Below are 12,561 nucleotides of genomic sequence, written 5' to 3'. Positions count from 1 at the left end.
TTCGATGTCGTCCGGAAAGTTAGGGGCACGCCGTCATTCACGCCACGAAGGCGTGCGCTTCTCGAGGAAGGATGCGATCCCCTCGCGCGCTTCCGCGCCTGCGCGGGTGCGCGCAATCCAGTCGGCGGTCTGCTCGATCAACGCCGCGTCGAGCGGCCGGCCGGCCACGTCGGCGACGAGCCGCTTGCACGCGCGCACCGCGGCGGGACCGTTCGCGACGACTGCCGCGGCCAGCTGCGCGACCGTGTCGTCGAGCGCATCGGCCGGCACCGCGTCGTGAACGAAGCCGAGCGACGCCGCACGTGCGCTGTCGAACACCTCGGCCGTCGTGAAGTAGCGGCGCGCCGCGCGCTCGCCCATCGCACGCACGACGTACGGCGCGATCGTCGCCGGAATCAGGCCCAGCCGCGCCTCGGACAGGCAGAACTTAGCGCCGTCGGCGGCGATCGCGATGTCGGCCGCCGCGACGAGCCCCACGCCGCCCGCATACGCGTCGCCGTGCACGCGCGCGATCACCGGCTTGCCGCAGCGATGGATCGCCTCGAGCATCCGCGCGAGCTTGCGCGCATCGGCGCGGTTCTCGTCGTCCGAGTACCCGGCCATCTTCTTCATCCAGTTCAGGTCCGCGCCCGCGCAGAATGCCGCGCCTTCGGCGGCGAGCACGACCGCGCGCACGCCTTCGTGCGCGTCGAGCCACTCGAACGCGGTGGTCAGCTCGGCGATCGTCGTCTCGTTGAACGCGTTGCGCACGTCTGGCCGCGCGAGCGTGACGGTCGCCACGCGGCCGGCGTCGCTTACCTTGATCGTTTCGTATCGCATCGGTCAGTCCTCCGGGCCGTCACATGCGGAACACGCCGAAGCGCGTGTCTTCGATCGGTGCGTTCATCGACGCCGCAAGCCCGAGCCCCAGCACGTCGCGCGTCTGCGCCGGATCGATTACGCCGTCGTCCCACAGTCGTGCGCTCGCGTAATACGGATGCCCCTGGCGCTCGTACTGGTCGCGGATCGGCTGCTTGAACGCATCCTCGTCGTCGGCCGACCACGTGCCGCCCTTCGCCTCGATCCCGTCGCGGCGCACCGTCGCGAGCACCGATGCGGCCTGCTCGCCGCCCATCACCGAGATCCGCGCATTCGGCCACATCCACAGAAAGCGCGGACCGAACGCGCGGCCGCACATCCCGTAGTTGCCGGCGCCGAACGAGCCGCCGATGATGACCGTGAACTTCGGCACCTTCGCGTTCGACACGGCCGTCACCATCTTCGCGCCGTGACGCGCGATGCCTTCGTTCTCGTACTTGCGGCCGACCATGAAGCCCGTGATGTTCTGCAGGAACACCAGCGGAATCTTGCGCTGGCAGCACAGCTCGATGAAATGCGCGCCCTTCACGGCGGATTCCGAGAACAGGATCCCGTTGTTCGCGACGATCCCGACCGGATGCCCCCAGATGTGCGCGAAGCCCGTGACGAGCGTGGTGCCGAAGCGCGCCTTGAATTCGTCGAACTCCGAATCGTCGACGATGCGTGCGATCACCTCGCGTACGTCGAACGGCTTGCGCGTGTCGACCGGAATCACGCCGTACAGGCTCTTCGCGTCGTAACGCGGCGGCTTCGGTTCGCGCAGCGTCACTGGCGGCGCGATCTTCGGTGCGAGATGACTGACGATGTTGCGCGCGATCGACAGCGCGTGCGAATCGTTCTGCGCGAGATGATCGGCCACGCCCGACAGGCGCGTGTGCACGTCGCCGCCGCCGAGATCCTCGGCGCTCACTTCCTCGCCGGTGGCGGCCTTCACGAGCGGCGGGCCGCCGAGGAAAATCGTGCCCTGGTTCTTCACGATGATCGATTCGTCGCTCATCGCCGGCACGTATGCGCCGCCTGCCGTGCACGAGCCCATCACGACCGCGATCTGCGCGATCCCCGCCGCGGACATCGTCGCCTGGTTGAAGAAGATGCGGCCGAAGTGGTCGCGATCGGGAAACACGTCGTCCTGATTCGGCAGGTTCGCACCGCCCGAGTCGACGAGATACACGCACGGCAGCCGGTTTTCCGCGGCGATTTCCTGCGCGCGCACGTGCTTCTTCACGGTCATCGGGTAGTAGGTGCCGCCCTTGACCGTCGCGTCGTTGCACACGATCACGCACTCGCGGCCCGCGATCCGGCCGATGCCGGTAATCACGCCCGCGCCCGGCGCGTCGTCGTTGTACATGCCGTTCGCCGCGAGTTGCGAGAACTCGAGGAACGGCGCGCCGGGATCGAGCAGTTGCGCGATCCGGTCGCGCGGCAGCAGTTTGCCGCGCGCGAGGTGCTTGTCCCGCGCGGCCTGACCGCCGCCTTGCGCAAGCTGTTCGATCTTCGCGCGCAGGTCGGCGACGACCGCCTCGAGCGCCGCGGCGTTCGCGCGGAAATCTTCCGAACGCGGGTTCAGTTTCGATTCGATGATCGGCATCGACGGGGCTCCGTTCGCGTGACGTGGGGCGTTACATCGTTTCCGCGAACAGCTCGCGGCCGATCAGCATCCGGCGAATCTCGCTCGTGCCCGCGCCGATCTCGTACAGCTTCGCATCGCGCCACAGACGTCCGACCGGGTATTCGTTGATGTAGCCGTTGCCGCCGAGGATCTGGATCGCCTCGCCGGCCATCCACGTCGCCTTCTCGGCCGTGTAGAGGATCACGCCCGCGCAGTCCTTGCGCACCTGGCGAATATGGTCGCTGCCCGCGGAGTCCAGATGGCGGCCGACCGCGTACAGATACGCGCGGCATGCCTGGAACGTGGTGTACATGTCGGCGACCTTGCCCTGGATCAGCTGGAATTCGCCGATCGCCTGGCCGAACTGCTTGCGGTCGTGGATATACGGGACCACCGCGTCGAGACACGCGGCCATGATGCCCGTCGGGCCGCCGGACAGCACCGCGCGTTCGTAGTCGAGCCCGCTCATCAGCACCTTCACGCCGCCGTTGAGCTGGCCGAGGATATTCTCTTCCGGCACCTCGACGTCCTGGAACACGAGTTCGCCCGTGTGCGATCCGCGCATGCCCAGCTTGTCGAGCTTTTGCGCGACCGAGAAGCCCTTCATCCCCTTCTCGACGATGAACGCGGTGATGCCGCGCGGGCCCGCGTCGAGATCCGTCTTCGCGTAGACGACGAGCGTGTCGCAGTCAGGGCCGTTGGTGATCCACATCTTCGTGCCGTTGAGCACGTAGCGGTCGCCGCGCTTGTCCGCGCGCAACTTCATGCTGACGACGTCGGAGCCCGCGTTCGGCTCGCTCATCGCGAGCGCGCCGATGTGTTCGCCCGACACGAGCTTCGGCAGGTATTTCCGCTTTTGCGCGTCGGTGCCGTTGCGGTGGATCTGGTTCACGCACAGGTTCGAGTGCGCGCCGTACGACAGGCCGATCGATGCCGACGCGCGCGAAATCTCCTCCATCGCGACCATGTGGGCCGTGTAGCCCATGTTCGCGCCGCCGTATTCCTCCGAGACGGTCATCCCGAGCACGCCGAGGTCGCCGAACTTCTTCCACAGATCCATCGGGAACTGGTCGGTGCGGTCGACCTCCGCCGCGCGCGGCGTGATTTCCTTCGCCGCAAACGTCGCGACGGCGTCGCGCAGCATCTCGATGTCTTCACCGAGCATGAATTGCACGCCGGGCAGGTTGATCATGTCTCCTCCGTCTTCGGAAAGTGGGTTGCACGCACCGATTTCTGAGTTTCGCTCAAATCGGATCAATGCGTCGATTCATTAAGCCAATGCAGCGGAAATTTTGCACAGTTTCGCGCCTCGCCCGGTTCGGCGTCAATAGTTTTTTGAGTGACACTCAGATATCATGGCGACATGACAGCCGCTACCGCCGACACCATGACCGCCACCGCCAAAGCCGACCGCGCCGACCCGTCGCGCGCACCCGCCGGGCGCAAGTCCCAGCAGCGCGTGCAGGACATCCTGCGCGCCGGTCGTGAAGTGTTCGCCGAAAAGGGCTACGAGCATGCGACGGCCGCCGAGATCGCGCAGCGCGTCGGTGTATCGGAGGCGACGGTGTTCAGCTATTTCCGCGGCAAGCGCGAGCTGTGCGCGCGTGTGATCGCCGACTGGTACGACGAAATCATCGCCGCGTTCGAACACGGGATGCCGGTGGACGCGCCGGTGCAGCAGCAGTTCGCGTTCATCGTGCGCACGCACCTGCGGCTGATGCTGGTGAACGGCACGGGGCTGTGTGCGCTGGTCCTGTCGGAGGGCCGCGCGAAGCAGCACGCGTTGAGCGACGAACTCACCGCGCTGCAGCGCCGCTACACGGCGCCGCTGATGGACGTGCTCGCACGTGGCCAGGCCGCGGGGCAGGTGCGCCGCGACATGCCACTGAGCCTGCTTCGCTCGATGGTGTTCGGGCCGATCGAGCACGTGCTGTGGGATGCGATTCTCGGGCACCGCAAGCTCGATACGGAAACGACGGCCACGCAGCTGATCGACATGCTGTGGGCGGCCGTGCAGCCGCCCGCGCCGGAGCAGGCGGCGCTGGTGCGCTTCAGGAACGAAGTGACCGAAGCGGTGCGGCGGCTCGAAGGCGAAGCGTCACACAGGTAACGGCGGCGGCAGCCGCAGCGCGCCGCTCTCGGCCTCGCTGCCGCCGCCGCGCGCGGGGTCGCGGGGTCGCCGGGTCGCCGGGTCGCCGGGTCGCCGGGTCGCAGGACAGTTCGACCGCTACGAATCCTCGGCGACGCGCAGCGGCGCGCGGCTCTGCTCGTTGTTCAAATGGACGAACTTGCGCAACAGGCGCATCAATTCCTGCGAATCGTCCTCGCCCATCCCGTCGAACAGCCCCGCGCGCAGTTCCGCCACCGACGGCATCAGGTGCGCGAGCAATTCGGCGCCCGCCGGCGTCAGCAGCAGGCGCCGCTGCCGCCGCGGCAGCACCTCGCGGACGATCAGCCCTTTCGCCTCCAGCCGCACCGCGAGATCGGCGGTCGTCGACGTGTCGAGCGCCACGCGTTGCGCGAGCGTCACCTGGTCAAGCCCCGGAGACTCGTAAAGCATCCGCAGCACCGCATACTGCACCGGCGTCACGTCCCGGCCGAACTTCTCGTAGAACATCGCGACCGCGATCTGGTGCGCACGGCGGATCAGATGTCCGGGCTCGTCGTACAGATCGATCGGGAAAGCCGGCAGGTTGGCGGGATTCGTTTTTTCCATGAATGAGTCGATCAGATAGGCGGGCGGGGCGCCGGCGGCATGGCGCTGCGTCGCGCCAGTTCCCGGGAAAACCAGTATACCGCCCGCCTTGCCCGGGCCGCCCTCGGTAAGTACACTGAATCACATTCAGTACACGGAATGAAGAACGGGCCGCGCCCCGGCGGTACCGCCCCAAAGGAGACGACACGTGTTTCTCAAGAACGCTTGGTATGTGGCGTGCACACCCGACGAAATCGAAGGCAAGCCGCTGGGCCGCAAGATCTGCAACGAATCGATCGTGTTCTACCGGGCGGCGGACGGCCAGGTTGCCGCGCTCGAGGATTTCTGCCCGCACCGCGGCGCGCCGCTGTCGCTCGGGTTCGTGCGCGACGGCGTGCTCGTGTGCGGCTATCACGGGCTCGAAATGGGTTGCAACGGCAAGACGGCCGGCATGCCGGGCCAGCGCGTCGGCGGTTTTCCGGCGATCCGCAGCTTTCCGGCGGTCGAGCGGTACGGCTTCGTCTGGGTGTGGCCGGGCGACGCATCTGAAGCCGATCCGGCCAAACTGCCGCCGCTCGCGTGGGCGGAGGATCCGGCCTGGGCGCACGGCGGCGGCCTGTATCACATCCGCTGCGACTACCGGCTGATGATCGACAACCTGATGGACCTCACGCACGAGACGTACGTGCATGCGACGAGCATCGGCCAGAAGGAAATCGACGAAGCGCCGCCGAAGACGACGAGCCACGGCGACGAAGTCGTCACGAGTCGCTTCATGCAAAACGTGATGCCGCCGCCGTTCTGGCGGATGGCGCTGCGCGGCAACGGCCTCGCCGACGACGTGCCGGTCGATCGCTGGCAGATCTGCCGCTTCACGCCGCCGAGCCACGTGATGATCGAAGTCGGTGTCGCGCACGCGGGCCACGGCGGCTACGATGCGCCCGCGAACAAGAAAGCGTCGTCGATCGTCGTCGACTTCATCACGCCCGAGACCGACACGTCGATCTGGTATTTCTGGGGGATGGCGCGCAACTTCCGGCCCGACGATCACGCGCTGACCGCCGAGATCCGCGCAGGCCAGGGCAAGATCTTCGCGGAGGATCTCGAGATGCTCGAGCGCCAGCAACGGAACCTCGAACAATGGCCGGACCGCCAGTTGCTGAAGCTGAACATCGACGCCGGCGGCGTGCTGTCGCGCAAGGTAATCGACCGGCTGCTCGCCGCCGAAAACACTGCGCGCCAGCAACGTCCCGTGATTCCGGTCGCACAGGTCGGGGAGGCGTGATGAACGACGCGACATTGACGGTGCGCGTCGCCCGCAAGTGGCAGGAAGCGCACGATATCTGCGGCTTCGAATTCGTCAGCGACGACGGCTCGCCGTTGCCGCGCTTCGACGCCGGCGCCCATATCGACGTGCATCTGCCGGGCGGCTTCGTGCGCCAGTACTCGCTGTGCAATCACCCCGATCAATGCGATCGCTACCAGATCGCCGTGCTGCGCGAGGCCGACGGCCGCGGCGGATCGCGCGCGATTCACGACGCGGTCCGGCAAGGCGACATCGTGCGGATCGGCATGCCGCGCAATCAGTTTCCGCTCGCGCCCGACGCACCGCACCATCTATTGCTTGCGGGCGGGATCGGCGTCACGCCGATACTGAGCATGGCGGAACGGCTGTTTTCATCGGGCATGCCGTTCGACATGCACTACTGCGCGCGTTCGATGGCGCGCATGGCCTTCGTCGAGCGGCTCGAAGCGGCCGGGTTTCGCGATCGCGCGCGCCTCCACGTCGACGACGGCGATCCCGCGCAACGCTTCGATCTGGCTGCCGTGCTTGCCGGCGTGCCTGCGGGCACGCATCTGTACGTGTGCGGGCCACGCGGCTTCATGGATGCAGTACTGAACGCCGCGCGCGAGCGCGACTGGCCCGAAGCGCGCCTGCACTACGAATTCTTCGGCGGCGCGGCGGCATCGACTAGCGCCGACCGCGCGTTCCAGGTCAAGATCGCGAGCAGCGGCAAGGTGATCGACGTCCCGGCCGACTGCACGGTCATCACGGCGCTCGCAGCCAACGGGATCGACGTGCTGACGTCGTGCGAGCAAGGCGTGTGCGGCACTTGCGTGACCCGCGTGCTCGAAGGCGAGCCCGATCATCGCGATTCGTATCTGACGGAAGCGGAACGGGCGGTCGGCGACCAGTTCATGCCGTGTTGCTCTCGGTCGCGAACCGGCCTGCTGGTGCTCGATCTGTAGGCGGCTCGCGCGGCGGGCAGCGGCGCACCCCATTCGTCACGTGATGGTGTTCACGGGCGGCAGCTGCTACGCGCCGCTCTATCCCCCGCCCGGCGTGGAACGCACACGCTAGCCGCAACGCCGGCACGAACGCCAGACTGCTCGTCGGCCGCGCGCACCCTTTCCGGCCTCAGCGGACATGCCGTCGCATCACGTCCACGCGACGTTGAAGACCGTGCGATGGCATGCGTCAAATCACCGGTTGCCCCCCGATTCGACGTCATCGCTCCCGCGCGATTGCTGCTCCGGCCGGAACGCTCATCTTTACAATTGCAAACGATTCTCATTACCTATATCATGCGCACCCTGTCGTGGTGACGCAGTCGAGTGCTGCGGCCCGCGCCCTCGTCCTTGGCACGCCTTCATCCATCGATTCATGTCATCCCGTCGACCGTCCCGCCATGCGCGGACCTTGCGCCCGTGGCGCGCGAGCCTGCCTGCCCTGATCACCCTTTGCGTCGCGACCGGCGCGCATGCGGATACCGAACCTCCCGCCGCGGCAGCGGCCGCCCCTTCGTCGGCGCCCGTGCCGCCCGAACGCGAATTGCCGGCGATCAGCGTCAGCGCAGCGGCTCTCGCCGATCCGACCGTCGGCTACCAACCTCGCACCAGCAGCATCGCCGGCGGCGACGATCGCCCGCTGAAGGAGATTCCGCAATCGGTCGCCGTGGTCAGCAGCAGCGTGATGCAGGACCAGCAGGCGCGCTCGCTCGACGACGTGCTCGGCAACATCAGCGGCGTCACGCAGACCAATACGCTCGGCGGCACACGCGACGCGTTCATCAAGCGCGGTTTCGGTTCGAACAACGACGGCTCCGTGCTCGTCGATGGCGTACGCACGCCGGTTCTGCACAGCTATCTGGCGACGATCGACCGCGTCGAGGTGCTGAAGGGCCCCGCGTCGCTGCTGTACGGGATGCAGGATCCGGGCGGCGTGATCAATCTCGTCACGCGCAAGCCGGAGGATACGTTCGGCGGCTCGATTTCGGCCTCACGCACGAGCCACGGCGGCAGCGGCGCGCAGTTCGACCTGACCGGCCCGCTCGGCAAGCCCGGGCAGGTCGCGGGCGGCACGCTCGCATTCCGGCTCACCGGCGATTACGACACGAGCCGCTACTGGCGCAGCTTCGGCCGCGAGCGCAACGCGCTGATCGCGCCCGCGCTGTCGTGGCACGACGCGAACACGTCGATCGACGTCAGTTACCAATACGTCGACTACACCACACCGTTCGATCGCGGCACCGTGCTCGCAGGCGGCCGTCCCGACGATGCGCTGCGCTATCGCCGCTACGAGGAAGCGTGGGCGCAAAGCAGCGGAATCCAGGAAACGCTGCGGGCCCGCGTCGAGCACCGCTTCTCCGACGCGTGGCGCGTGCGCGCGACCTATGGCTGGGGCCGCGACCGGTACGACCAGTACATCACGCGCGCCACCGCATTCAACAGCACGACCGGCGCGCTGTCGCGCTCATCCGATGCCAACCTCGGGCGCAACGATTCAGACCAGATCGCGACGCTCGGCCTGCTTGGCAACGTGACCCTCGCGGGAATGAGCCACGCGCTGTACATCGGCGGCGAATACGAGCGGCAGCGCAGTTATCGCGGCGACACGATCCGCGGCGCGGCGACGAAAGGCTTCAATCTGTACGATCCCGTGTACGGCCTGCTCGCGCCCGGCGGCACGGTGAGCGCGAAGCAAAGCGATTCGCTTTCGAAGGTCCATGCGTATTCGATGATCGTGCAGGATTCGGTGAAGATCACCGACCGGCTCACCGCGGTCGGCGGGCTGCGCTGGGAGGACTGGCAGCAGGAATCGGGAATGGGCCGCCCGTTCGTGTTCGCCGACCGCTCGCACGGAAACGTATGGCTGCCGCAGTTCGGGCTCGCGTATGCGCTCACGCCGTCGCTGACCGCGTATGCGAACGTGAGCCGCTCGTTCAAGCCGAACGTCGCATCGAATGTCGCGGCGCCGCTCGCGCCGGAATTCGGCCGCGTGCTCGAGGCCGGTCTGAAGTTCAGCGTGAAGCCCGGCATCACCGGCACGCTTGCGGCCTACCAGATCGACAAGCGCAACGTGGCCGTCACCGTCGGCGACGTCACGTCGACGATCGGCACCGCACGCTCGCGCGGGATCGAACTCGATGTCGCCGGACAGATCACGCGGCACCTGAGCCTGATCGGCAGCTATGCATACACGAACGCGAACGATCGAGACAGCAACACATCGCTCGTCAACGTCGCGCGTCACACCGGCAGCCTGTTCGCGGTGTTCGACACCGCGATCGCGAACCTGCCCGGCCACTGGCGTTTCGGCGGCGGCGCGCGGCTCGTCGGCGCGCGGCCCGGCGACACCGCGAACAGCTTCACGCTGCCCGGCTACGTGACCGTCGATGCGTTCGCGGCCTACGAGACGACGATCGGCAAGTTCCCGACGCGCATCCAGCTCAACGTGAAGAACCTGCTCGACAAGACCTACTATCCGTCGAGCAACAGCAACCTGATCGTCGCGGTCGGCGAGCCGCGGCTCGTCACGCTGACGACGACCGTGTCGTTCTGACCGGCGGTTGCGACGCGCGCATACGCGATCACGGACGCCAGCGATACACGACGAGGCTCGACCCGTTGTAATTGTCTTTCGTGATCACGTATTCGCCGGTCGAGCGTCGATAGGCACGAATGCCGTACATCGAATCGACGTCGTTGCCGACGTCCATCGCCGACGTGTTCGAGTTCGTCAGCGTGGTCACGAGGCTGCCGGTATTCAGATCGAACACGTCGACGTTCGGCACCGTGTGCACGTAGCCGACGAACAGATAGTGGCCGGCCGCCGCCATCGATTTCGGGTTCGCGCTCGTCAAATCGATCGCGACGTTCGGCGTGGTCGTGTTGCCGGCTTTCCAGCCGCGATACACCTCGATGTGTCCGTTCATCGCGGTCCAGTCCCAACTGCCCGAGATGCCCTGCGCGAGGATCATCGTGTCGCTGTCGGCCTGGTAGATGATTCGCGTGAGCGGCAGCACGCTGCGCGGAATCTGAATCTGCACCGGCTTGCCCCACGTCGGTTTCCCGGTCGCGTCGAAACCCGTCATCGGATAATGCGAGATGTTGTTGGTGCGATCAAGTCCGGCCCATACGTCGCCGTTGTCGTCGAGCGAGAAGCCGGCCGTCACCTGCAGCGTCGTGTTGAACGGCTTGCCGGGGATCGAGCCGTCCGGAATCGCGATGTAACCGCTCGCGCTGTTGAAGTGGTAGATGTTGTAGTTGCCGGGGTTCTGTCCGGTCGCGACAAGCATCCGCGTACCGTTCACCAGCGCGAGCTGGCCGAAATGCTGGCCGCGCTGGTAATCGTTCATGTCGAGGCGCGGGTCCTTCGGATAGGTGAACGGATCGACCGTGTTCGCGACGAACGTGCCGCCCGCGGTGCCGGTATACACGGTGTTGCCGCTGTAGAAGAACGCGCCGTCGGTGACCGGATCGGGCGCGGCGGCCGCCTCGAAGTTCAGCGCCTGCAGCTTCCATTGCAGCACCCCCGTCGGGCTGTACGAATGAAGATCGGTGCTGCCGTTGCGCCCGAGATCCCAGCCGCCGCCCCACGCATTGTTCAGCACGTACAGGTTGCCGGCCGCATCCTTGCCGATGCCCGCGACGCGGGTGAAGCGCTTGTCGCCGACCTGCCCCTTGATCCCCGTCGTCGTGTCGAGATATCCGCCTTGCACGCCGAACGTCCCGACCTGCAGCGGCACGCCGATGAGCGCGTAGATCTTGATGTTCATGTCGGGGCCTTCGTCGCCTACCAGCAGCTGCCCCGTCGGCGCGTCGAAATACAGCGACGCGGGCCGCGCGCGAGCCGCCATCTGGATCGTGCTCATCGCCGCGCCGGTCGGGCTGAACTGCGCGACGACGCCCGCGCTCTTGCGCGCAACCCACAGGTTGCCGGCCGCATCCAGCGCGAGCGCGCCCGGCCCCGATACGCTGATGTCTCGCTGCCACACGCCGTCCGTCGTGTACACGCGCACGCGGTTGCCGTAGAAGTCGCTCGCGTACAGCAGGTTGCCGGCCGTCGCGAGGCCGGTGATCACGTCCGCGTACTGGATGCCCGTCCATGTGCTGACGGGGATGCGCAGATCGCGCTGGTTCGTGCTGCGGTTGTAGCGGCCGACCGAGCCGCTGCCGAACGTGCGGTTGTAGCCGAGCGCGACGAACAGCGAGTTCGCGTTGCCGGTGATCGCGCCGCCCTGGAATTCGTCGTGGATGCCGATCGTGCCGAGCGTCTGCCCGTTCTGGTAGATCGCGACGCCGCCCGCGTTTTCGTCCCAGCGCGACGACGTGTAGATCACGCCTTCGGGCGCCACCCACAACGAGCGCGCACCGTTGCCGACGTGCGCAGCGAGCGTGCCGAACGTGTTCGCGAGCCAGTCCGTCGTGTACTGCGCTTGCGCGGGAGTCAGCGCCGCCAGCATTGCCATGCACATTCCAAGCAATGCCGCGCGCATTTGTTTCGATACCATGAATGATGCTCCCGGACGATCGTTTCTCGACACTTTAATTCGCCGCGCATGAAATATTGGTGATTTCTGCAAAGTCGTGTTCAATTGCGCGGTGAAATTCACATTACATTGCTTTACCGCCCGGCACGGGCCAACCGGCGGTCCATCACTCCGCTTCTACGAGCATCTATCGCCGTCGCACGAGGCCGATGCGACTCATAAAAACAGGAATTTTTTGCGAATTATCGAATTGGCGTTGGTAATTATTGCTGATGCGCACATATCGAATTTCCAGCGCATCCAAATCGAGGCCAATGATTACAAATCGAAATTAAAATGAAAGAGAAAAAATAATCCGGCGCAGAGGCATGGCCCGATGCGACGCGCACGATGCATGCCGCATTGCCGCACGATCATGAAGAAGTGAAATAGAGCGATGCGCGGCGGAATGCCGTCAACAGAGCAACGGCCAAGAACGACGAAGCCGCGGGCCGACCGGCGAAGCACCGAATAGCCGACGATAGAACGAGAAGGCCGCATGCGGGCTGCGCGTGCGGCCATGTCAGGCGGGCGTGCGCGATCGAGCGCCGTACCGCACCGGCTGTCGACGGAGTCGGGCCGCGCAT

Annotated in this window: 9 protein-coding genes; 4 read left to right on the top strand and 5 right to left on the bottom strand. The window is 66.3% G+C overall.

Going from position 1 to position 12,561, the window contains the following annotated elements; translation table 11 throughout:
* Positions 1–33 precede the first annotated feature (33 nt).
* Genes KDW55_RS13435 through KDW55_RS13425 form a run of 3 tightly spaced genes read right to left on the bottom strand, consistent with a single transcriptional unit; the run spans position 34 to position 3,659 of the window.
* Complete coding sequence (locus KDW55_RS13435) at positions 34–819, bottom strand: enoyl-CoA hydratase/isomerase family protein (RefSeq protein WP_209821957.1); 786 nt, start codon at positions 817–819, stop codon at positions 34–36.
* A 19-nt stretch (positions 820–838) separates the two neighbouring features.
* Positions 839–2,446, bottom strand: a complete 1,608-nt coding sequence (locus tag KDW55_RS13430; protein WP_040138679.1) for a carboxyl transferase domain-containing protein — start codon at positions 2,444–2,446, stop codon at positions 839–841.
* Positions 2,447–2,477: 31 nt separating this feature from the next.
* Positions 2,478–3,659 (bottom strand): isovaleryl-CoA dehydrogenase, encoded by a 1,182-nt coding sequence (locus KDW55_RS13425; RefSeq protein ID WP_040138680.1) that lies wholly within the window; start codon positions 3,657–3,659, stop codon positions 2,478–2,480.
* Between the two features lie 171 nt (positions 3,660–3,830).
* On the opposite strand from KDW55_RS13425, the gene KDW55_RS13420 reads away from it, so the two are divergent.
* The gene (locus KDW55_RS13420) at positions 3,831–4,577 is read left to right on the top strand and encodes a TetR/AcrR family transcriptional regulator (RefSeq protein WP_040138681.1); all 747 of its coding nucleotides are present in this window, start codon (positions 3,831–3,833) and stop codon (positions 4,575–4,577) included.
* Positions 4,578–4,694: 117 nt separating this feature from the next.
* Here KDW55_RS13420 and KDW55_RS13415 read toward each other — a convergent pair whose 3' ends face one another.
* Positions 4,695–5,183, bottom strand: a complete 489-nt coding sequence (locus KDW55_RS13415; RefSeq protein ID WP_212160425.1) for a MarR family winged helix-turn-helix transcriptional regulator — start codon at positions 5,181–5,183, stop codon at positions 4,695–4,697.
* 187 nt (positions 5,184–5,370) lie between these two features.
* On the opposite strand from KDW55_RS13415, the gene KDW55_RS13410 reads away from it, so the two are divergent.
* The 3 genes from KDW55_RS13410 (at position 5,371) to KDW55_RS13400 (ending at position 10,005) form a co-directional block, all read left to right on the top strand.
* Positions 5,371–6,447 carry an aromatic ring-hydroxylating dioxygenase subunit alpha gene (locus KDW55_RS13410; RefSeq protein WP_212160426.1) on the top strand — a complete coding sequence of 359 codons (1,077 nt, stop codon included), beginning with the start codon at positions 5,371–5,373 and terminating at the stop codon, positions 6,445–6,447.
* Positions 6,447–7,412 carry a PDR/VanB family oxidoreductase gene (locus KDW55_RS13405; protein ID WP_212160427.1) on the top strand — a complete coding sequence of 322 codons (966 nt, stop codon included), beginning with the start codon at positions 6,447–6,449 and terminating at the stop codon, positions 7,410–7,412. Before KDW55_RS13410 ends, KDW55_RS13405 begins: the two co-directional genes overlap by 1 nt.
* Positions 7,413–7,827: 415 nt before the next feature.
* Positions 7,828–10,005 carry a TonB-dependent siderophore receptor gene (locus tag KDW55_RS13400; RefSeq protein WP_209825371.1) on the top strand — a complete coding sequence of 726 codons (2,178 nt, stop codon included), beginning with the start codon at positions 7,828–7,830 and terminating at the stop codon, positions 10,003–10,005.
* 28 nt (positions 10,006–10,033) lie between these two features.
* Here KDW55_RS13400 and KDW55_RS13395 read toward each other — a convergent pair whose 3' ends face one another.
* Complete coding sequence (locus tag KDW55_RS13395; RefSeq protein ID WP_212160428.1) at positions 10,034–11,956, bottom strand: SMP-30/gluconolactonase/LRE family protein; 1,923 nt, start codon at positions 11,954–11,956, stop codon at positions 10,034–10,036.
* Positions 11,957–12,561: the final 605 nt, after the last annotated feature.

Origin of the sequence: Burkholderia sp. AU19243 (assembly GCF_018148075.1) — a bacterium.
GTDB lineage: Bacteria > Pseudomonadota > Gammaproteobacteria > Burkholderiales > Burkholderiaceae > Burkholderia > Burkholderia latens_A.
The sequence above is the reverse complement of the archived record's forward strand: the minus strand, read 5'-3'. Positions and strand labels throughout refer to the sequence as shown.

What these genes read in the sequence shown, in the direction of transcription:
- KDW55_RS13425 (WP_040138680.1), bottom strand. Translation starts at nt 3,659, where the DNA reads ATGATCAACCTGCCCGGCGTGCAATTCATGCTCGGTGAAGACATCGAG.
- KDW55_RS13435 (WP_209821957.1), bottom strand. Translation starts at nt 819, where the DNA reads ATGCGATACGAAACGATCAAGGTAAGCGACGCCGGCCGCGTGGCGACC.
- KDW55_RS13400 (WP_209825371.1), top strand. Translation starts at nt 7,828, where the DNA reads ATGTCATCCCGTCGACCGTCCCGCCATGCGCGGACCTTGCGCCCGTGG.
- KDW55_RS13415 (WP_212160425.1), bottom strand. Translation starts at nt 5,183, where the DNA reads ATGGAAAAAACGAATCCCGCCAACCTGCCGGCTTTCCCGATCGATCTG.
- KDW55_RS13405 (WP_212160427.1), top strand. Translation starts at nt 6,447, where the DNA reads ATGAACGACGCGACATTGACGGTGCGCGTCGCCCGCAAGTGGCAGGAA.
- KDW55_RS13430 (WP_040138679.1), bottom strand. Translation starts at nt 2,446, where the DNA reads ATGCCGATCATCGAATCGAAACTGAACCCGCGTTCGGAAGATTTCCGC.
- KDW55_RS13420 (WP_040138681.1), top strand. Translation starts at nt 3,831, where the DNA reads ATGACAGCCGCTACCGCCGACACCATGACCGCCACCGCCAAAGCCGAC.
- KDW55_RS13395 (WP_212160428.1), bottom strand. Translation starts at nt 11,956, where the DNA reads ATGGTATCGAAACAAATGCGCGCGGCATTGCTTGGAATGTGCATGGCA.